At 41.7% G+C, this 20,718-nt stretch carries 15 protein-coding genes; 6 read left to right on the forward strand and 9 right to left on the reverse strand.

What is annotated here, in order from left to right:
• Positions 1-381 precede the first annotated feature (381 nt).
• The gene (locus V7K38_RS19125) at positions 382-2,046 is read left to right on the forward strand and encodes an alpha-amylase family glycosyl hydrolase (protein WP_334859971.1); all 1,665 of its coding nucleotides are present in this window, start codon (positions 382-384) and stop codon (positions 2,044-2,046) included.
• Between the two features lie 114 nt (positions 2,047-2,160).
• On the opposite strand, the gene V7K38_RS19130 is transcribed toward V7K38_RS19125, so the two are convergent.
• Complete coding sequence (locus V7K38_RS19130) at positions 2,161-5,751, reverse strand: AAA-like domain-containing protein (protein WP_334859972.1); 3,591 nt, start codon at positions 5,749-5,751, stop codon at positions 2,161-2,163.
• Positions 5,752-6,007: 256 nt separating this feature from the next.
• Between V7K38_RS19130 and rpsO the strand changes: the two genes are divergently transcribed.
• The 3 genes from rpsO to aroF all read left to right on the forward strand — a co-directional run bounded on the left by rpsO (position 6,008) and on the right by aroF (position 8,296).
• Positions 6,008-6,277, forward strand: a complete 270-nt coding sequence (rpsO, locus tag V7K38_RS19135; RefSeq protein ID WP_196526018.1) for a 30S ribosomal protein S15 — start codon at positions 6,008-6,010, stop codon at positions 6,275-6,277.
• 12 nt (positions 6,278-6,289) lie between these two features.
• The gene (locus V7K38_RS19140; RefSeq protein WP_094331028.1) at positions 6,290-6,760 is read left to right on the forward strand and encodes a PAM68 family protein; all 471 of its coding nucleotides are present in this window, start codon (positions 6,290-6,292) and stop codon (positions 6,758-6,760) included.
• Between the two features lie 477 nt (positions 6,761-7,237).
• The gene (aroF, locus tag V7K38_RS19145; RefSeq protein ID WP_334859973.1) at positions 7,238-8,296 is read left to right on the forward strand and encodes a 3-deoxy-7-phosphoheptulonate synthase; all 1,059 of its coding nucleotides are present in this window, start codon (positions 7,238-7,240) and stop codon (positions 8,294-8,296) included.
• Positions 8,297-8,599: 303 nt separating this feature from the next.
• Here the strand turns inward: aroF and V7K38_RS19150 are convergent, their stop codons facing one another.
• Both V7K38_RS19150 and V7K38_RS19155 read right to left on the reverse strand, forming a co-directional pair.
• On the reverse strand, positions 8,600-8,962 hold the full coding sequence (locus tag V7K38_RS19150; RefSeq protein WP_334859974.1) for a hypothetical protein: 363 nt from the start codon (positions 8,960-8,962) through the stop codon (positions 8,600-8,602).
• A 384-nt stretch (positions 8,963-9,346) separates the two neighbouring features.
• On the reverse strand, positions 9,347-10,612 hold the full coding sequence (locus V7K38_RS19155; protein WP_334859975.1) for an HhoA/HhoB/HtrA family serine endopeptidase: 1,266 nt from the start codon (positions 10,610-10,612) through the stop codon (positions 9,347-9,349).
• 238 nt (positions 10,613-10,850) lie between these two features.
• Between V7K38_RS19155 and V7K38_RS19160 the strand changes: the two genes are divergently transcribed.
• Together V7K38_RS19160 and V7K38_RS19165 are read left to right on the forward strand one after the other, a co-directional pair.
• A complete protein-coding gene (locus tag V7K38_RS19160) occupies positions 10,851-11,747 on the forward strand; it encodes an ATP adenylyltransferase family protein (RefSeq protein ID WP_334859976.1) in 897 nt (298 codons plus the stop codon).
• Between the two features lie 83 nt (positions 11,748-11,830).
• The gene (locus V7K38_RS19165) at positions 11,831-12,187 is read left to right on the forward strand and encodes a hypothetical protein (protein ID WP_334859977.1); all 357 of its coding nucleotides are present in this window, start codon (positions 11,831-11,833) and stop codon (positions 12,185-12,187) included.
• 300 nt (positions 12,188-12,487) lie between these two features.
• Here V7K38_RS19165 and V7K38_RS19170 read toward each other — a convergent pair whose 3' ends face one another.
• The 6 genes from V7K38_RS19170 to V7K38_RS19195 form a co-directional block, all read right to left on the reverse strand.
• Positions 12,488-13,834, reverse strand: coding sequence for an ATP-grasp domain-containing protein (locus V7K38_RS19170; protein WP_334859978.1), 1,347 nt, complete (start codon positions 13,832-13,834; stop codon positions 12,488-12,490).
• Between the two features lie 244 nt (positions 13,835-14,078).
• Positions 14,079-15,512, reverse strand: a complete 1,434-nt coding sequence (locus V7K38_RS19175; protein WP_442940785.1) for an ATP-grasp enzyme — start codon at positions 15,510-15,512, stop codon at positions 14,079-14,081.
• A 10-nt stretch (positions 15,513-15,522) separates the two neighbouring features.
• The gene (locus tag V7K38_RS19180) at positions 15,523-16,551 is read right to left on the reverse strand and encodes a D-alanine--D-alanine ligase family protein (protein WP_334859979.1); all 1,029 of its coding nucleotides are present in this window, start codon (positions 16,549-16,551) and stop codon (positions 15,523-15,525) included.
• Positions 16,552-16,665: 114 nt separating this feature from the next.
• Positions 16,666-17,499, reverse strand: coding sequence for an O-methyltransferase (locus V7K38_RS19185; protein ID WP_334859980.1), 834 nt, complete (start codon positions 17,497-17,499; stop codon positions 16,666-16,668).
• Between the two features lie 4 nt (positions 17,500-17,503).
• On the reverse strand, positions 17,504-18,733 hold the full coding sequence (locus V7K38_RS19190; RefSeq protein WP_334859981.1) for a sedoheptulose 7-phosphate cyclase: 1,230 nt from the start codon (positions 18,731-18,733) through the stop codon (positions 17,504-17,506).
• A gap of 1,197 nt (positions 18,734-19,930) precedes the next feature.
• A complete protein-coding gene (locus V7K38_RS19195) occupies positions 19,931-20,677 on the reverse strand; it encodes a phycoerythrobilin:ferredoxin oxidoreductase (protein WP_334859982.1) in 747 nt (248 codons plus the stop codon).
• Between the last annotated feature and the right edge of the window lie 41 nt (positions 20,678-20,718).

Raw genomic sequence — 20,718 nt, forward strand, 5'->3', positions numbered from 1 at the left:
AAGATATCATAAATAATATAATTCTCTTCTTGGTGTAAGTCGTCATGGAGAATTCAAGGTTTTTAGTAAGTAAGTGGGTCAAATTCAATATAAAACCTCACCCTGCCTCTGGCTTCCCTCTCCTTAGTAAGGAGAGGGATTGAGGGTGAGGTTTGATCTTATATTTAATTACTTTTACATTCAGAACTTATGCAAAAACTTCTGAAGTAGCGGTAATTCAGGAATTACCGCTACGATGAATCAGGTTTTTGAGATAATTTTGCGTAAGTCCTAACATTGCATAAGATAGTTTGATTTATTCTTGCCCACTTACTTAATGTTTGTATTTTCATGGGTGTTGCCACAGTTTAATTACGAGAAGATCGATTTAAAAAAATGGAAGTGGGAAATTTAATTGAATTTACGTTGTTTGCTCCTCGTAACGAAAGAGCGGCTTTAATTGGTTCTTTTTATGAGTGGAAAGAAATTCCAATGGTAAAAAGTGAAAATGGTTATTTTCGCACTCAAGTAAAACTCGAAGATGGCATTTATCAATATAAATTTCGCGTTCAAAGCAAAAGCCCAAAATTTGGACTTGATGAATGGGTAGATGTTATTGACCCTAATGCAACAAATGTTAATGAAACAGAAAAATCCAGCATGGTGCGGATTACAAATGGGCAACGCATTATTGATACTTATGTTTGGCAACATGATGAAAAACCTTTGCCCGATAATCGTGAATTAGTCATATATGAAATGCACGTTGCAGATTTTACTGGTGATGAGGTTGAGCTTGACAAACGAGGCAAGTATCTAGGGATAATTACCAAGTTAGATTATCTGGTTGAATTGGGAGTTAATGCAATCGAATTAATGCCAGTTAATGAGTACCCAGGCAACTATAATTGGGGCTATAAAGTCCGCCACTTCTTTGCGACAGAATCTAGTTATGGTTCGACAGAAGATTTAAAACGATTAATAGATGAGTGTCATGCTAGAGGCATTCGCGTTTTTATGGATGGAATTTATAACCACACAGATGAAGAATGTCCGTTAATGCTAATTGACCGGAATTACTGGTATTACGAATATATGCATTATCCTGAAGACCCAAATAATTACTGGGGGCCAGAGTTTAATTATGATAATTATGATGAAAAATTAGATGTTAAACCTGCATGGAAATACGTTGGAGATGTGGTACAGTTTTGGATACAGGAGTATCACATTGATGGAATTAGATTTGATGCGGTGCGCCAGTTAGCTAACTTAGAATTTCTAGACTGGCTGGCGAAGCAAGGGAAAAAATATGCTGCACCTAAGGAGTTTTACAATATTGCTGAACATATTCCTGATACAAAGACTGTAGTTAAGCCAGATGGGCCATTAGATGCTTGTTGGCATGAGAGTTTTCGGTACTTTATAGTTCCATATATTTGTGGAGAAACATTTGAATTAGAACAACTAAAACAAATTTTAGATCCCAGGCGGCAGGGTTATGCGATCGCTACCAATGTGATAAATTATTTGGCAACCCATGATCGCGAACATCTATTGCGAGAATTAGGCGATCGCGGTATCTTTGACGCAGACGCTTTTAAGCGAGCGAAGTTAGGAGGCATTCTCTTAATCACAGCGATGGGTATACCAATGCTGTGGATGGGAGAAGAGTTTGGCGAATATCAGCAAAAAAGCAAAGATGTAACTAAGCCACAGAAGATTAATTGGTCTTTGTTGTCAGGCGATCAAAATCATAATTTATTTGAGTATTATCAAAAACTCATTGCTCTACGCAAACAGAATCTAGCCTTGCAAAGTGACAATATCGAGTTTTTCTACGAAAATGCCGATGATAAAGTGCTGGCTTATATCCGATGGGATGAACAGAATTCTCGTGTAGTTGTCGTGGCAAATTTCTCCGAGCAGAATCTAAATAAATATAAAATTTCAGGACTCCCATCTGCTGAATATTGGCGAGATTGGCTCACGAATCGGGAGGTACAAGTTGGAGAAGATGGTTTAGTCACTGACTTGCCAAGCTATACAGCTAAAATATTTTTTTAGTAATTGTAATCTGTGAAAAAACCATTGATAGATATGGATTATTTGTTGTTTGCGCTTTAGCCTAATCTACAAACTTATAATTATTTTTCTTTTCTCAGAATGACAGAAGACAAGTTAATTGCAAAGAGTGCGTTCGCTCTCCTCTAATGCTGTGTTAGTTTTCAAATAATCTTGCACTAAGGCGCAAGCATAAGCTGGTGCATTTAAGTTGAGAATTCGCGGCAAATTCCAGAGAATGAGCGTGTTATCATCACCCCCTGAGACAAGCATTGTCCCGTCCCGGCTGATGGCAATTTCCCTAATTGCTGCGGTATGTCCTCTCAGAGTAGTGATTTCTGTACCGTCTAACTTCCAAAGTTTGACGGTAGCATCCACACTCCCAGAAGCAACAATTTTTCCATCGGGACTAAACTCAACTCCCCAAATTGCAGCCGTATGACCTTTAAAAGTTTTCAGCAACTTGCCTTCAACTGTCCATAACTTAACAGTATTGTCGCCACTTCCAGTAGCTACCATTTTACTGTCAGGGCTAAAGGCTATTCTCCATACTGTCGCGGAATGACCTACAAGGGTTTTGAATAACTTACCATCAAGCGTCCACAATTTAGCGGTACTATCGCCACTAGCTGAACCAACAAGTCGCCCGTCTGGACTAAATAGGACGTGCCATACTTCCGCCTGATGTCCTTTGAGAATCTGTGGTGCAAGGCGATCGCGTTTCCATATTTGAGCAATTTTATCAACATTTGCCATTGCGATCGCTTGTCCATCGGGACTCAACACTGCTGCTAAGAGTTTACCGAGAGGATCTTTGTAAGTAGCGACTAGAGTGCCGTCTCGCTTCTTGAGTTTTACCTTATCATCGTAAGTGCGAAGCGCAATTAATTTGCCGTCTTCACTGAATGAAACGTCAAAGATTGCGCCCCCAGATTCAGTAAAAGTTTTGAGCAATTTACCTTGGCGACTCCAAATTTTAGCAGTGTTTTCGTGGCTAGCTGTAGCGATCGCTGAACTGTCGGAGGTAATAGCTATTGACCAAATCCCCGCTTTATGGGCAATGAGCGGCTTCTGGAATGGGTTTTGACTTTGCCAGAGTCTAACAACGTTTTCTGCGCCTGCTGAAGCAATAAAGCTGCCGTCTGGACTAAAAGTGATTCCCCAAACGGATGCAGTGTGTCCTTTAAGCGTTCTCAATTCTGTACCATCAATGTTCCAAAGTTTAATTGTTTTGTCGAGACTGGCAGAAGCAATAGTTTGACCATCGGGACTAAAGGCGACTCCCGAAATCCCAGCGCTATGACCTTTAAGAGTTTTATCAAGGTGGTAGCTTTCGCCTGTGCTGTTTCGCTGCCAAAGTTTGACAGTGGCATCTTCACTCGCTGAAGCAATAGTCTGACCATCAGGGCTGAAAGCTACTCCTACAACCCAACCGGTATGACCTTGGAGAGGTTGTAAAGGCTTGGCGTTTTGCCACCCGCCGGAACCGTTACGTTTCCAGAGTTTTACTGTCTTGTCGAGACTTGCCGCCGCAACTATTTGACCATCAGGACTAAAGGTGATTCCCCAAAATCCTACTGTGTAACCTTGAAACGTTTTCAGCAAGGTTCCATCTCGCTTCCAGAGTTTCACAGTTCTGTCGAAACTGGCAGAGGCAAGGAACTGACCATCGGGACTAAACGCTACTCCCCAGACCGAAGCAGTATGACCTTTGAATGTGTTTAGCAAAGTGCCGTTTCGCTTCCAGATTTTAATAGTGCCATCTTCGCTCGCCGAGGCGAGTATCTGGCCGTCAGAGCTAAAATCGATTGCCCTAACTGCTGCCTGATGACCTTTGAGAGTTGCAACTTTTGTACCATCACGTCGCCAAAGCTTGATCGTTTTATCTATACTTGCTGAGGCAATCAGAGAACTGTCTGGACTGACATCTACTCCTAAAACAGCTGCTGTATGACCCGAAAAACGATTGTACTCGTCTGCTCCATAAACAGCCTGACGTAATACGTTGTCAACCTGAAGCTGAATACTTGTGTTTGGTTTACCTAGTCGTTGCAACCGATGTTTGGCTTTAATTGCTTCTATGAGTGCATCCAATCTGCGATTTGAGGCAAATAATCCTTCAGAAGAGGATACAAGCGCTCGAATTTCGCTGCTTCTGGCTTGACTTGCGCTTTTAAGAGCTTTACGGTACAAAATGAAACTTCCTATTCCCAGAGAGGAAGAAACGAGCAACCCAATACACACTGCAATTAGCAAAAATCTTTGCAGTTTAGCAGTTTTTTTCTCTTGGGCTAGTCGTGCTTCTACTTCTTTGGCGCGGGCTGCCTCTAATGCGGTTTGCACTTCGCGCTGTTCGGATTCAAGACTTGCAGTTAAAAATTGATAATCCAAATCGCTCAAACTTTTGCTCTGTGCCCAGTTTTGAATGTCTTTTAGAGCCTGTCCTCGCAAAAGACGTGATTCATCTTGAAAGGAAGAAGCTACCCAAGAATTAAATGTTTGGGAGTAGGGGCGAAGATTGTCTAAGTGCTTGCTCACCCATTCTGCATTAAAAACATTCTGATAGATAAGATTTTTAATTTTGAGATAGCCGTTGTGTTTCTCAACTAAACCAGATAACAACAGTTCTGTCTGTTCTTGACTATCATCTGTCGGCACACAAAGATCGGGCATACGGGGAAACACGCGAAGAGGAAAACTTTTCTCCCCTGCTCCCCTGCTCCCCTGCTCCCCTGCTTCTTCTGCTTGCAACACTCGTTGGTAAAGCTCTAGTAATCTTCCGGCTCGGTGTTCGTTAAAAAGTAGGCGATCGCGAATTGTACGGAGGTGTTCGGGATCGTCCTTGGCTTCCCAGTGTTGAATAATCTGCGATCGCACAAATTGTTCTATCCAAAATTCTTCTGTTCCTGGTGGTAAATCAATTTTTCTATTAGATGTCTGTAAAGCTGTGTGGACAATTAACTGACAGAGTTTTTGGGTAAGAAATGGTTGTCCCCCACTCCAGCAAAGAATCTCTTGAAGTATTGCTTCCGGCTGAGTGATAACTTCCTCTAATCCCTTTAACAATGGCGTGGTTTCATGGAGTTGAAAGCCATGTAAATCTATTGCTGTACCAATATTAAAAGGTGTGCGACGTTTGTCAGAAATTAGGTCAGATGGACTAGCTACCCCAAATAGTGTAAATCCCAAGCGTTGAAAATTCGGATCGTGTGCCTGTTGGTTATAACAATGACGAATCCAGGCAAAAAAGTCACTAGCAGGAAAATTTAAACTTAACAAACTATCAATCTCATCAATGAAGATGAAAATACGTTCGGCTTTGGTGTTTGGCAGCAAGACTTCTTCTATAAACTGGTGTAGTTTTTGCACTGAGGAAAGACCCGCTTGCATCTCCCACCATTGCTTAAATTTGACTTTTTCCACCAGATTTAAGGCATAAAATAAGCTGATAATAACGCCTTTGTACCATTGCTCTGGTGTAGTATCTTCGCTACCCAATGTAGTCACATCTAAGTAAACACAGCTATAGCCTTCCTCTCTGAGACGATAACTTGTGCGCTGTAATAGCGATGACTTGCCCATCTGTCGAGAATTGAAGACGTAACAAAAATCACCAGCCTTCAGGCTTGTATAAAGCTTTTCATCTGCCTGACGGATAACATAAGTGGGATCGTCACTGCGGAGACTACCCCCTACCTGGTATCTCATATTGAAGTACGATTATCAAACAAAGAGATTAACACAACGAATAGTAATTGAATTGTAGAATTCTGTGAAACTATAATTGTTTGGCAAAATTAGGGCGGTGGAGTTCGCAAGGCGGTTAAGATGCGATCGCTATTTTTTACTTAGTATTCTAGATTGCAACGTGTAGCAGCAAAGATGATTCGACATCCAGCTTAAGGGCTGTGATATTATGGGAGACTGCTAGATACATTTAGAAAAACTAGAAATTGAATCAATCATGGCCCTGACGCAACTGCGGAAACAAGAAATCATTTCCAATTACCAAGTTCACGAAACCGACACGGGATCGTCCGATGTCCAAGTTGCCATGCTAACTGAGCGCATTAACCGCCTCAGCGAACATCTCCAGGCAAATAAAAAAGACCATTCTTCTCGCCGGGGACTGTTGAAGCTAATTGGTCAGCGCAAGCGCCTTCTAGCGTACATATCGCAGGAAAGCCGCGAAAAGTATCAAGCTTTGATCGCTCGCCTCGGTATTCGTGGATAGGGACTAAAGCTTATGTCTGCTGAAGAATCTGAACGCAGTCGTCTGCCCTTTGAACCAAACAAAAAGCGCCAAAAACCCGCAAAAACTCAAAGTAAACCAGCAGCACAGCCACAAGAATCAGGCAAACAGGCTGATAAAAAACAGACTTACACCAAACAAGAGATGGCTATTCCCCAAGTAGTCAGCCAGCGCATGATCCGACGGGTAGCTGTGTTCTGTGGCGTACCAACAGCTTTGGGCATTAGCGCCCTGGTTGTAAGCTATTTACTTGCTATCTACTCCGACATCCAACTACCTCCCATCGCTGTGTTATTGGTGAACATGGGATTATTTGGTTTGGGAGTCTTAGGGATAACTTATGGCGTTCTTTCTGCCTCTTGGGATGAAGAAAGAGTTGGAAGTTTGCTAGGTTTGGGTGAGTTCAACACCAATTGGGGACGAATGGTGGAAGTTTGGCGCGAAACTCGGCAAAAAAACTCATAATAAACGGCGCTCAGGTATTAGGTAACTGTGATATTGGGTAAAAGAAGAAGTAAATGTTGAAGTTAAAATTTTATAACTTCAACATTGCTAATTAAAATTATATAATCTTTTTATACCTACATCCAGCTACCCAGTAGTAAAACTACTGACTGAGCGCTATAATTTTGTCTATTTATTTTGTAAATAAATTTTGTTTTTAACTATTCATAATTAGGCCAATAGGCAAGAATAAGGTTAGGCCATTTACAAAAAAATATTACTCTAGGACTTACGCATTGACAGAAAACAATAAATATATACCGAGGAAAAACCATATTTCTCGTAGGGGTTTAGCATTGCTAAACCCCTACTCCACGGTTAATTTATCGGTAAAAATATAATTAGTCAAAGTCTGAAACAAGCTATTTCGGTAAAAGCATACTATGACTAATTTGTACAGTGCCTAAGTCCTATACTCAATTAATCAGGAAGTTTTACATGATTATAGTAATGAAAAGTGGTTCCCCAGAGGCGGAAATAAACCGCATTGATCAGGAATTAACTAGCTGGGGGCTAACTCCAGAAAAAATTGTTGGTCAACACAAAGTAGTTATTGGTCTTGTTGGTGAAACTGCTAGCTTAGATCCACTACAAATTCAGGAACTTAGCCCCTGGATTGAGCAGGTATTACGGGTAGAGCAGCCTTACAAACGAGCCAGCCGCCAATACCGTCACGGTGAAGCGTCGGAAGTAGTAGTTAATACTCCCAATGGAGATGTGATATTTGGTGAACACCAGCCTTTGGTAGTAGTTGCTGGCCCCTGCTCCGTAGAAAATGAAGAAATGATTGTGGAGACAGCCCGGCGTGTTAAGACGGCTGGAGCCAAGTTTTTGCGCGGCGGGGCATACAAACCAAGGACTTCACCTTACGCCTTTCAAGGACACGGCGAGAGTGCTTTGGATTTATTAGCGAAGGCGCGAGAAGTTAGTGGACTAGGTATTATTACAGAAGTAATGGATGCAGCCGACCTGGATAAGATTGTCGAAGTTGCTGACGTGATTCAGGTGGGAGCAAGGAATATGCAGAATTTCTCCTTGCTCAAAAAAGTAGGAGCGCAGCCGAAACCAGTTCTTTTAAAGCGGGGAATGGCGGCTACTATTGAAGATTGGTTGATGGCTGCTGAGTATATTTTGGCATCTGGTAATCCCAATGTGATTTTGTGTGAAAGGGGAATACGCACCTTTGACCGTCAGTATACGCGAAATACGCTGGATTTATCAGTAGTGCCAGTGTTGCGAAAGCTGACTCACCTGCCAATTATGATTGACCCCAGCCACGGTGTAGGCTGGTCTGAGTTTGTGCCGTCAATGGCAATGGCTGCCTTGGCAGCTGGTACAGATTCTCTGATGATAGAAGTTCACCCCAACCCTGCCAAAGCTTTATCTGACGGGCCTCAATCTGTGACACCAGAGCGTTTTGATAAATTGATGCAAGAATTAGCAATAATTGGTAAGGCAGTAGGACGCTGGCCGCAACCAGCAGTCCCTCTAGCTTAAAATTTACTTGCAACTTCTTGCTAGGCATAAATAAATTTAAGTTTGTAGTCAGGAGTTTAGTTCTGATAAATCTGGAGAAGCGATAAATAGCTCACTACAAATCAAAGTTTTTTTGTATCTTTGAATTATGCCTAACTATTTATTGTAAGTATAAAAATAATGCCCCTTTAGAATATTTCTAAAGGGGACTTTTAAACAGTCAAAACAATACTTTTATAAGTGAGAGAGCCTAACGTGTGAGCTACAACTCTAACCAAGTGTAAAGCATTACAACATAAGTCGTGATTAACTTTTCAATTCTCTTTATTTTTTAAAGATAGCTTTAAAAGCTGCAAACGCAGCAATTCCGCCCACTATTGTACCTACTACTGGAGCAGCAACAACTATAGCAGGAGATACAGCTACTAGTACGCCTAAAGGTGCTGAGATTCCTCCTATCGCTACTCCTGTAGATGCACCTACAGTAGCCAGAATACTATTTATAGCCATTGTTGGCGCGATTGATGCTACAATAGCTGATGTTGCAGCTGATGCTATAGCACCACTAGCAGCACTACCAGCAGCAGCACCAGCAGCAGCACCAGCAACACCACCAGCTTGACCTACGACCTTACTCACATTTTCAGCGCCACCAGCAGCTTCTACGATACTTTTTATTATAGACATAGCATTTTTTTATTTTCAACACTGTATTTGCAGTGTACTACAAAAATCAGTAGCTCATAAAGTTTTTTATAACCCCTACCACATAGGCGTTTCAACAAAACACCCAGACACTAGAAAATAACCCATTAATCAGCGTTTCAGGCGACACCCTGAGTTAACACAAAGCGATCGGACTGAAACAAACGCCGCTTCCACCCAATTAATGATGGCTGAAACCCTTATTATTGCGTCAGTTTCTGAAAGTTTGCGATCTACTGAGAATTAATAAATTAATGATTTATCCTTAACCTCTCACTGATGCTGCAACTCAACTTTGCCACCTAAAAAAAGGGACGGGCAAAATACCCATCCCAAAAAATTCACTTTGACTCAATAGAAAAACTTTTATTGTACTGGTTGGGTGGGGAAAGCCGCAGGTTGTACGCCTACGTTAAGATTTTGTCCATTGCGACGTAATTCTAAGCGCAAATCACCACCGACTTGGCTATTTTCTACTACTTTTTGGACACTGCTCGGATCTGTGACTGATTGCCCACCGAGTTTTTGGATAACATCACCAGCACGTATCCCGGCTTTAGCTGCGGGCGAATTTGGCATAACTTTCAGAACTAAGACACCTTTATCTTCATTCACACTCAAACCACTATTGGGATCTGAGTTGATATTTTGTTTTAGCTGAGGCGTTAACCCTATCATTTGAATTCCCAGGTAAGGATGTTCTACTTTGCCTGTAGCTATTATTTGACTGGAAATGTGTTGTGCTGTGTTAATGGGAATAGCAAAACCTAATCCTTGTGCGCCTTGGATAATGGCTGTATTCATGGCAATCACTTCGCCACGATAATTTAGCAGTGGCCCGCCGGAGTTACCGGGATTAATGGCTGCATCAGTTTGAATATACTCTACTCGCTTATCGGCAGCGCCAATTAGATTGCTACTGCGTCCGGTAGCACTGATGATTCCGGTAGTTACTGTATTATCTAATCCAAGGGGGTTGCCGATCGCTATCGCCCATTCTCCTGCTTGCAGTTTATCTGAATTACCTATGGCTACTAACGGTAGATTATCCGCCTGAATTTTAATAACAGCAACATCAGTCAACTCGTCTTTTCCTAAAACCTTTCCTTTAAAACTACGTCCATCTTTAAGTGTGACTGTCACCGTATCAGCACCATCAACTACGTGAGCATTGGTGAGAATACGACCATCAGCACTAATAATAAAACCTGAACCAGTACCCCGTTCTACCCGATTCTGTTGTTGTGGCATTTGAGAGCCAAAGAAGCGTTGAAAAAATGGATCGTTAAATTCATCTGGTATCTGGGCTTTTACGGTTCGGGAAGAATCAATTCGCACCACAGCCGGGCCAACTCTTTGCACCACCTGGGTAACAAAGTTAGGATCTGTGCCAGCTGCTAATGGGGGGGCGGCACTTACTCGACTTACTGCTAAATTCGATGCACTTTCAGACACCTGCTGAGAATGTCCAGCCATGTAGCCACCTGCCAATGTCATACCCGATCCCAGCAGCACTAGCGATAGAGAGGCGGCAGCCTTTTTCCAGGGTGCTTGATTATGATATTTGGTGTCAGCAGTGTTGGATAAAATGCTATTTGATGGGTGTTCTCCATCACGAGGTTGGTTTTGCATTGCTGTCTGGAAAGATATTTAGATGTATTACTAATGTAGATATGATTTGTGACAGTTTTGTTGCGGAGGTATTGCGTTTTTGTGAAAGGTTTGGTATTTAACTAAACGTTATTAGAATATACTCCTCCGTAGAGGCACACAGTTGTCATCCGTGTAAACTTAGAGCCAGAAAGATTTATATTCGCCAATATAACGTTAACTTGACTGCGTGTTGCATACCATGTCTGAAGGAATAAAAATGCCACAGGGGAAAATCTTACTGAAACCTGGCACTTTATGGACAAGTGTTAAAGAACGAACTGAATATGCTTTGCAATGCGGGGCGCTACTGTCGATACCGACAGAATTTGAATTTGTCGAACAGGATGGCGTGCGCTTTTTGGTGCGGATTTTGTCTAATCTGAATCGCAAAAAAGCAGCTAAGGAAAAGCAAGAAAAACAATCTGTTCTCTCTGGTGAAGAGTTTAACCCTTTTTTGCCTTATGAAGAAGATTTATTTGTGGCGGATATCTCCGATACTCATGTATGTATCTTTAATAAATACAATGTTGTCGATTATCACCTGCTAATCATTACCCGTGCCTTCGAGGAACAGGAAAGTTTGCTAAATTTGGAAGATTTTGCAGCTATGTGGGCGTGTTTAGCTGATTTTGATGGTTTAGCATTTTACAACAGTGGCAAAAGCGCAGGTGCTAGTCAGCGACACAAACACTTGCAATTAGTACCACTACCGCTTGCATCTTCAGGGTTACAGATACCTACTGAACCTCTACTGACAGCAGCACAATTTAAAGACTCGAAGGCAACTTTAACAAAGCTTCCTTTTGTACACGCTTTTGCGCCACTAAATCCTGATTTGATGCGATCGCCATTTACAGCAGCCCAAGCAACCCTAGAAGTTTATCACAGTTTGCTAGGGGCTGTAGGTTTAGATGCAAGGCAATTGGGTGCTTACAATATGCTAGCGACACGAGAATGGATGTTAATCGTACCGCGAAGGCAGGAGCATTTCCAATCTATCTCTGTGAATTCATTAGGATTCGCTGGTGCTTTGCTGGTGCGAAACGCAGCAGAAATGGAGATTCTCAAGGAACAAGGGCCAATGACCATCCTCAAAAATGTTGCTCTATCCTAATGTGTTAACTTTGTACCATTTTAGGTGTTCAAGATTCATGCAAAATATATGCCAAACGTTGATTTCTGTGGCGAGGTTTGCAAATGTCGCAAAAAAGTAAGCAAAGTATAGATGAAAGGTTTGAATCTCTCTTAGACTGGCTCAAAGGCAGAATTGATAGTCTTGAGCAAGATTACTTACAAGAGAATGTGATAGAGGCAACATCAGATGAACTATTTGAGCTTGATAGCTTTTCCTCAAGAAAAGATATTCTTAAGAAGAAGTTGCCAAAATATATCGAGATTAAAAATGAGATTGAGTTTTGCATCGCGTTGAGAAAGCAAGTAGCTACAGAATACGACGACTATCTAAAATCGCAAGGTCAGCAGGTACATCGTAGACCTTCATTAGGTAATCACGATTTAGATAGTATTCCTGATCCAAATCTCTGGGAAGAGTAAGGCTGTACGTATCTGCTTCTCGCCTTGCAACTTCGTAGTGCGATCGCCGATCTTGTAGGGTGCGTTAATAGAATGTAACGCACCTTATTTGTTTTTCATCTGTCTTGTCGATCGAGGATAAAGGTCAGCCGATCTTGTAGGGTGCATTAACGAAGTATAATTCACTAACCTCATCACAAATCCTTATAGTAAAGCTTTAAGGCTGTAAAATTAGGTACAGATAAAAATCAGACGCTACGCACAGTCGCTAATGCTGCGCTAATGGTAGCGGGGGTATTAACCTGTGATGGCAGATTGGTATTACTCTATAAGCTCGCCCATATTAAAATCTATTCTTATCCAACCTTTGAGTCTTCGTAAATTGTCGAGAATGAGTAAAGGAATCTGCCAGTGATGTACCATCAGGAATGGTAAGGGATCGCTCACCTCAAACATTGCTTCTTTCCCCCGCCTGATGTTTCTTACCCAGGTTTGCAGTTGCTTAAAATTTCTAATCTCATTCAGCCGCCAAACTTCGTGGTACAGCCAATAGGTTGGCTTACTATCACCAAGAGGCTGAAAAGATTCAGCCAGAGGCTCTTTACCAAGATAGGCATCCGCTACTCCTGGATGATTGTAAAACATAGTAATGGCGGAATGAGTCCGGGGGTTACACTCAATCGCGTAAACAGTTCCGTCTTCTGCCTGGATGAAGTCAAAGGAAAGTTGCCCGGTTTTTCCTAGTTCTTTGGTAAAATGACTCGCCCATTTCATAATTTCTAGCCGATCAACATTTTCGTAGTTGACTTGAAAGGCGGATGACTCACAGCAGCAGTACATTCGTGACTCTCCATCTCGCGCGGTAGTGTGAGTGCAGTATTCCTTTCCAGGAATGAATTCCTGCATAATCCAGGGATTCTCCTCACTTATGGGCAGACTCTTGACAAATGCTGCTGTTTCTGATTGTGTATCGCAAGGTAGCTTAGTGAGATTCAAGCGACGTATTTGATCGTAGGGGATGCTTTTAAGAATGTATTTGCGCTTCTCCTGAGAAAAGTCGAAGTTGAGGACTTGTTCGGGATTGGTAATTTTGAAGGATTTGGGGACAGATAAACCGAACGATCGCGCTGTTTCGGCAAAGGCAAACTTGTCATCCAGGCTCTTGGTGACATCAGCATCGAAGTGGAAAAATTCACAAAAGTCTGGTAATGGTGGCTTGCCGCGATCGTAGTGGATGACAGAAAAAATCGCTACTGGGATAAAAAAGTCGATCTTTTCTGTTTTGGCGATCGCGTGTAGGGTTTCAACGTAGCCTTCTAAATCTTTGCTTGGATCGGGAACGGTATAAAAGCCTGCAACAGAGTTGGAATATTTATTACCACTTGACCAGAATTTTTCAATGTCAATTATAATAACCCGATGCCCAGCAGCATGAAATGAACGCGCTAGCTGAAGCGTTTTAGTCATTCTAGCGCCAGCGATCAAGATATTTTTGGAATTCGGGTTAACAACAATTGACTTACTGAATGGTTGCTTAAGAAAGTTCCACAGTAAGGAAGTTAAGACGACGATGCAGTTTAAGGGAAATGCTAACGCCAGTAATACAAGAGTGCCCAAGTTTTGGAACACTACAAAAATATGCTTTCTCATAATTATAATTGTTGACATAATAGTGGAATCATTCGCTGATTGATAGGAAAAAGTTAAGGGGACAAGCAGATACGATCCTTCCCTACCTTCCATGCTTTCGTATAAGAGTAAAAGAATGTGCCATTGATTTACATTAACAGAGGTACTGGGTACTGGGAAAAGGTTTTTAAAATTTGGTGGTGGGTAAAAGCCCCCACCATAATTTTTCGATTTTACACCCAGTCCCCAATCCCTAATCCCCAGTCCCCAGTCCCTTTTACTATCATTTAGGGATTGCAGAGGTAAAGGTTTTGTATTTTACGTCTTCTCCAAACTGTATGAGTTTCCCGATGCAAAAATCAATTCTCACCCACGTTCTTAAGGAGCGCAAACTATCGAGTAATAGTAAAGGAATGTGCCAGTGATGTACCATTAAAAACGGTAGTGGATCGTTAACTTCAAAAATTGCATCTTTTCCTCGCCAAATATTTTTAACCCACTTCTGCAAGTGCTTTAACGATCTAATTTCATTAAGTCTCCAAAGTTCATGATAAAGCCAATAAGTGGGCTTACTATCACTCAGAGGTTGCAGAATTTCAATCGGAGGGTCTTTACTAAGATAGGCATCCGCTAAACCTGGATGGTTGTAATACATTGTAATTGCAGAGTGAGTCCGAGCGTTGCACTCGATCGCATAAATCGCCCCATCTTCCGCCTGAATGAAGTCAAAAGAGATTTGTCCAGTCAGTTGTAATTCTTTGACAAAATTACTCACCCACTCCTTAATTTTTGGGTGATCAACGTTTTCGTAATTGACTTGAAAAGCAGATGATTTGCAGCAGCAGTGTACTGTTAATTCACCATTTCTCACTGTACTATGAGTACAGTATTCTGTTCCGGGAATAAACTCTTGCAATATCCAAGGGTTATCTTTACTAATTGGCTTACTTTTAACGTGAAGCGCCATTTTTTCGTGAGACTCCATTGGTAGCTTGGTCAGATCCAAGCGTAAAACAGAGTCATAGACAATAGTTTTGAGAATATATTTGCGCTTTTCGTTGGCAAAATCGAATTTAAGAACTTGCTCTGAATCTGTAATTAGGAAGGTTTTCGGGACAGATAGCGAGAGCGAACGGGCAATTTCTGCAAAGGTAAACTTGTTATCCAGTAGCTTCATTGTATCAGCATCGAAGTGAAAATTCTCGCAACAGCTTGATAACACTGGTTTACCCTCGGAGTCAAAGTAGCTGCCAGCGAAAATGCCTACCGGAACAAAAAAGTCTATGTTTTCTTTTTTGGCGATCGCACGCACGGCTTGAGTATAGCCTTCTAAATCTTCTTGCGAGTCAGGAACTGTATAAAAGCCAGCCACAGCGTTAGAAAATCGATAACCACTGAACCAGTATTTGTCAAGATCAAATAAAATGACTCGATGCCCAGCAGCGTGAAACGATCGTGCAAGCTGAAGGGTTTTGGTCATTCTACCACCACCGATCAAGATATTTTTGGGATTCTCGTTCAAAACCACTTGCTTGCTTAACGATCGCTTGAAAAAATTCCACAGCAGCAATATGAGTACGACGATGAAGTTGAAGGGAAATACGATCGCCAATAATCCAAGAGCGCCCAAGTTTTGGAACACTGCAAAAATCTGCTTTCTCATAGTTGTAATTATGACATCATACTGGAACCTATCAACCACTGAGGATTGTTTCATCTTCTATTCATCAAATCGTACCCAACGCTTCATTGATTGCCGTCATAAATAACTCATTTAAAGGAATTCCCACTGCGTTCGCTGTAGAGGCAATCACCGCTTTGTGGTCAAAAATACAAAACAACCCGGCTTCTAAGAACCAAGGTTCTCCCTGTGGATCGATTCGGAAGTCAAATAAACTATAATGACGACAGCCCAAAGCCAAATGACACTTCTTAACTTCTTGCTGAACCTTTTGGACGATCGGGTCATTAATATCTACAATCCAACCTGGGACATAATTTTTAGCAGTTGAATCCAAGTCGCCCTCGATTGGTATTTTGAATTTGTCAGTATAGCTGCGGATAGGTCTTACTTTGGGGTCTATCTGATACTCTTCAGGGGGTAAACTGATTAGCTCCCCATCTTTGACAATGGCACCGCATCTGACTTCTCGACCGGCTTCAATGAATGTTTCTACGATCACTTCCGAAGCAAATTCAAATGCTTTCTTCAGGGCAGCATCATACTCACTAGCCTCTTTAACTAAGGACACCCCTAAAGAGTTGTCAGCATTTGCGGGTTTGATGACTGCCGGAGGTGTAATTGTCGGCACGTCTCCTTGACGGAGCAGTTCTCCACGAGGTACTTTCACCCCTGCGGCTGCGACAATTGCTTTAGTTTTGGCTTTGTGGGCCGTTATTGCCATGACATCTGGAGTATTACCTATGTAAGGGATCTTAAGTAGGTCGAATAGGGCGCGGTAATGCGTCATTCCAGGGATACAAAACATTTGTGGCAACATCAGGTCAATGTTTTGCGCTGTTATAAACTGTATCGCATCTAACAGCGTCATCGGTTTGGCGACAGCTATATCTTCAGGACTGAGAGAGGAAGGAAATCGCCACTTGCGATCGGGTGTAATGTATGCAATCAGAAAGTCATAGAGCGATGGATTTGCTGTAGCTACCAGACAGCTTTGGGCGTAATTGCGTGACAACTCACAGTAAAAATCATTGTATGCAGATCCGACTAAATGAAGGATACGAAGTACTGGCATGATTCATCCTCCATTGATTTTGCCATAAGTCTTTGAAAGTAGGGAAATATGAGGGAGCAGGGGAGGCAGGGAGAGAAAGAATTGTCCCCTTGTCCCCTTGCTTTTATCCTGCGATTACGCCACGCGTCTAATCAGAGTTATACCATCTCGGATGGGTAACAGAACTTGCTCTACACGAGGATCGGCAGCAACAGCACGGTTGAACTGAGCGATCGCTTCACCATTGGCGGTGCGTTGTTCTGGTGGTAGGTAAACCTGTCCCTGCAACAAAGTGTTATCCACGCAGATTAACCCGTCAGGAGCTAGCAAGTCACTATCTAAGATAGTCTGGAAGTACTCTACATACTCCTTTTTATCGGCATCAATGAAGATTAAATCAAATGATTCTTTTCTTGCTGCCAACTTGTGGAGTGTCTCTAAAGCAGGTGCTACTTCCACAACGATTTTATTACCGTGTGCAGATTCACTAAAGCAAGCTTGAGCAAATTGAGCTACATAGGAGTCAACCTCACAACCGATAAGTTGCCCATCGCTTGGTAGTGCCTCTGCCATTGCCAAGGCTGAATATCCTGTGAACATTCCTACTTCTAGGATGCGCTTTGCCTTGGTCATGTGAACAAACATTTTTAATGTCTGTCCTTCCAAATGCCCTGAGAGCATTTCTTGTTCTAATTGACGCACTGTTTCGCCATCGCTGAAACGTTTACTCCAGTCTTCAATGCTTGTTCTTTGCGCCAATGCTGTCAATGCACTCGATTCTGGAGTGGTGTAATCATCCAGATAGGGATCTAAACCCGCCGCCAATTGAACTCCCTGACGCAGAGAATCTAATATCTCTATGGGAATATTGTTTGCTTCTGCTAATTTCAGAGTTTGCTGTAGCTGCACTACTAAAATACTGTGTGGCGTTATCGGTCTAGCTGTTTCTCGTCCTAAAACACTTGTCATGTCTTCACACCCCCAAGAGTTGAGCTTCTTGACTTTCGATGTAGGCATCAACGCCTTCACCGCCACGAGGGTATTTAGCACAAAGATGTTTATGTTCAGCTACGGCAGCATCAAGTTCTTCACGAGTCAAATCGTTGACAAAGAAGCACTCACCAATAGGCCGAGGCATGGCTGCGCGTTGTTTGCCGTCTCGTGTCAAGCTTATAGACTCGGTAGCATCCCACAATAAATCCCCATCTAGTAGAGGATGATCTAGTGATAGACCGATGCGACTCATTAAGTCTAGAATGCGATCGCGCTCTTCTGTTGGAATATAACCTCGTTGTGCTGCTATGGTTGCAGATAAAGCCATATCTATATTGACAGCGTGACCATGATATAGGGGTACGTGAGGCGCTAACTCTAAGGTAGGACTCCAAGTATGGCCGTAGGCTATGACGCGATCGAGGTCGATTTCATGCAAGTTGGGAGTTTCTAACTCCAGCATGGTTTTGATTGCTTCGTAGTTGAGTTTATGAGCAATCTCTTTAAGTTCCGGTGTCCCATTCACCTGTCCAAAGTGAGTGGAAAGTAGTTCTTCGCCATATTCGTATAGCATCTCAAACACTTGCGAGTTAGAAACTACAGCGATTTTTACCAACTCTGCCATCCCATTCCGAACTTGAGCCGTTGGTAGGGTTTTCAAAAATGAAAAATCGAGGATCACTTTCAAAGGTGCATGATATGCTCCCAAGCGATTTTTTAACTTGCGATGATTAACTGCTACCTTAATCGCTACACCTGCATCGATTAAACCAATCAATGTAGTAGGAACCCGAATGAAGTTACTCTTGCGACGGTAAGCAGCGCAAGCAAACCCAGCCACATCAGTAATTAGACCACCACCAACGACTAAGACCGGTTCCTTACGAACTAAGCCAAAGTCGGAAAAAGCGTCAACAATTTTCTCAAAGCTTGCAAGGGTTTTAGCTGGCTCTGTAATGATGATGGGAAATACTGTCAGATCGATGTCATAGTGTCTAAAATATGACTTAATCTGTTGTCCATAAAGTTCATAAACATTGGCATCAATTACAGTCAGACAGCGACCAAATTTAGCATAGCTATCTGCTATTTCTCTGTTTTCAATATCAAATGCACCATTTACATAGACAAGACTAAAATCGATTTTTTCGTAACCTTGTACGTGAAATGCAGTTTCTGTAGCTTCAAAGGATGCTTGAACCTTATTCATCTCTGTTGACCTTATATTGCAGAAAATTGGGATATTTCGGTAATAATTGCGATTTACCTAAATGCAGACCGGCAATAAATTGCGCTTTTTATCTTTATTAGATAAAAGTCGCTACAAAATTAGCTTTCAATAAAAAGCTCATAGTTATTGCTGACTGGCAATGTTATTAAACAACGCCATTCATTTAAGTAAATTCTGGATGTGGGTTAACCTTTACATTCGGCATAACCTCAAATTAATCAACTAGTCCCACTAGCAATAATATTGGCATAATACTTGCCTGTTTCTTCCGGGATGTTGATTTTAAATTTGGGAATAAATCTTAACTAATTAAGATTTATTCCCCTATTTTTTAACTCTAATGGCTTTCCAACTGCACGATCCCGCACAACTTCTACTCTAGAAGAAAAATGCTCGTATCCTTGCTCTCCAAGCTTTAATTTGAGATTAGAACCCTGATTAATCGTTAGTTCGCTGTTTTTTAGCATTAGTATCGTACCTTATATCCCTAAATTCGCTACATTCTGTTTGCTTCAGAATGACAGTAAAATTCCTTTTGCATTTATTAAAGTTAATGTCCAGTATTCGACATACCTACCTCAGTAACTGTTGAAAATTCAGAATTTAAATATATCTGAGTTACTAGTAACACAACTTTAACTTTATTAAGGAACGGCTGGATGTTAAAAAATCTCTAAGTTTGCTTGAATTGGCTTTTAAGTTCTAAATTAGGTTATTTTAGATTAAATCAGCAAAGAACTCACTGGTTGGTAACTTAAAACCACAACACAAATCATAACATTAGAAGTATACAAATCATAACATAAACTAATGGATTTAAGTCAATCCACCATACGAAGTGTACCGAGCAACCAGAAATTTCTCATAAAATATATCTAAAGATAGATATCTTATATAGTCTGCATAGCACTAGTAGTAATACGATGTTCGGTCGTTGATAAAAACCTTCTCTTGTGAAAGCGTCACTCGTAAAGGCTAGTACCGCAAGGCGGAATTCAAAATTCAAAATTCAAAATGAATACAGGGTGAGCGTTCTATTGATTTGGAATGGGTGGTTTATTTACGCCGTGCTGTACTAGTGGGAATTTCTCTCGATCGCTTACGAGAGCTTCTAAGTAATAGAAAATAAATATTTATACATTAAGTTTGAGACTGAATAAGAGTTTCAGGTCAAATTTAGTTAATGGGTGTTAATTTTCTTTCTAGGTCAAATAAGAAGCCGTGGATATACTCTTCAGTCCATTCGGCACCATAGAAGCGTTTGAACATTCCTCGTGCTGGATCTTTTTCAGCCCGATATCGCAGGTATCGTAGTTGGGCTTGTTCAATGGCTGCTAAATTTTGAGAATCTGTTACAGCTTCCGCTTGTTCTACGAAATCCAGATAAGCTTTTAAATAGTCTTGGAAAGCGGCAAATACCTGAGTTTCTACTACAGCCGTTTCTTGGGGGCGAGTCCACAGAAAAGCGGGAGAGAAAAATGGCTGTGCTTCTTCAGGAAAATCTCCTCCCCAAGATAGATGCTGTTGATGAGTATGGAAAATGGGCAGAATTGGTTCGGTATATTTTGCTTGATATGCTGGATCGTCCCGAAATAGAGGCTGCATATCCAAAGCAATTAAGTGTCCTCCTGGCAATGTCACCAAATCCGCCCCAAAAAAGGGTAAATCGTAGTTGAGGTGAGGGAAAATCACAAAATTCAGTACTTGCAGCGAATTACCACCCTGAACATGAGCAGCACGAATTTGCCGCAATTTTGCGGTTTGAAAGGCGTAACTTGTGGTAATAACCTCTTCCTGATTTTTGCCTTTGCCCACAACAGCGCTCTTAGACTCAAACCCAGTGGGAATCGGGTAGGGTTGTAAATCCAAGCGCGATCGCATATAGGCGATCGCATGATCAAGAAATGGCTGATATAGTGTCACGTCGCTTCGCTCCAAATTCAAAATTCAAAATTCAAAATTCA

Source organism: Nostoc sp., assembly GCF_036917465.1.
GTDB lineage: Bacteria > Cyanobacteriota > Cyanobacteriia > Cyanobacteriales > Nostocaceae > Nostoc.

Coding starts and splice junctions, on each gene's coding strand:
- V7K38_RS19130 (WP_334859972.1), bottom strand. CDS start 5,751: ATGAGATACCAGGTAGGGGGTAGTCTCCGCAGTGACGATCCCACTTAT.
- rpsO (WP_196526018.1), top strand. CDS start 6,008: ATGGCCCTGACGCAACTGCGGAAACAAGAAATCATTTCCAATTACCAA.
- V7K38_RS19140 (WP_094331028.1), top strand. CDS start 6,290: ATGTCTGCTGAAGAATCTGAACGCAGTCGTCTGCCCTTTGAACCAAAC.
- aroF (WP_334859973.1), top strand. CDS start 7,238: ATGATTATAGTAATGAAAAGTGGTTCCCCAGAGGCGGAAATAAACCGC.
- V7K38_RS19150 (WP_334859974.1), bottom strand. CDS start 8,962: ATGTCTATAATAAAAAGTATCGTAGAAGCTGCTGGTGGCGCTGAAAAT.
- V7K38_RS19155 (WP_334859975.1), bottom strand. CDS start 10,612: ATGCAAAACCAACCTCGTGATGGAGAACACCCATCAAATAGCATTTTA.
- V7K38_RS19160 (WP_334859976.1), top strand. CDS start 10,851: ATGCCACAGGGGAAAATCTTACTGAAACCTGGCACTTTATGGACAAGT.
- V7K38_RS19165 (WP_334859977.1), top strand. CDS start 11,831: ATGTCGCAAAAAAGTAAGCAAAGTATAGATGAAAGGTTTGAATCTCTC.
- V7K38_RS19170 (WP_334859978.1), bottom strand. CDS start 13,834: ATGTCAACAATTATAATTATGAGAAAGCATATTTTTGTAGTGTTCCAA.
- V7K38_RS19175 (WP_442940785.1), bottom strand. CDS start 15,512: ATGAAACAATCCTCAGTGGTTGATAGGTTCCAGTATGATGTCATAATT.
- V7K38_RS19180 (WP_334859979.1), bottom strand. CDS start 16,551: ATGCCAGTACTTCGTATCCTTCATTTAGTCGGATCTGCATACAATGAT.
- V7K38_RS19185 (WP_334859980.1), bottom strand. CDS start 17,499: ATGACAAGTGTTTTAGGACGAGAAACAGCTAGACCGATAACGCCACAC.
- V7K38_RS19190 (WP_334859981.1), bottom strand. CDS start 18,733: ATGAATAAGGTTCAAGCATCCTTTGAAGCTACAGAAACTGCATTTCAC.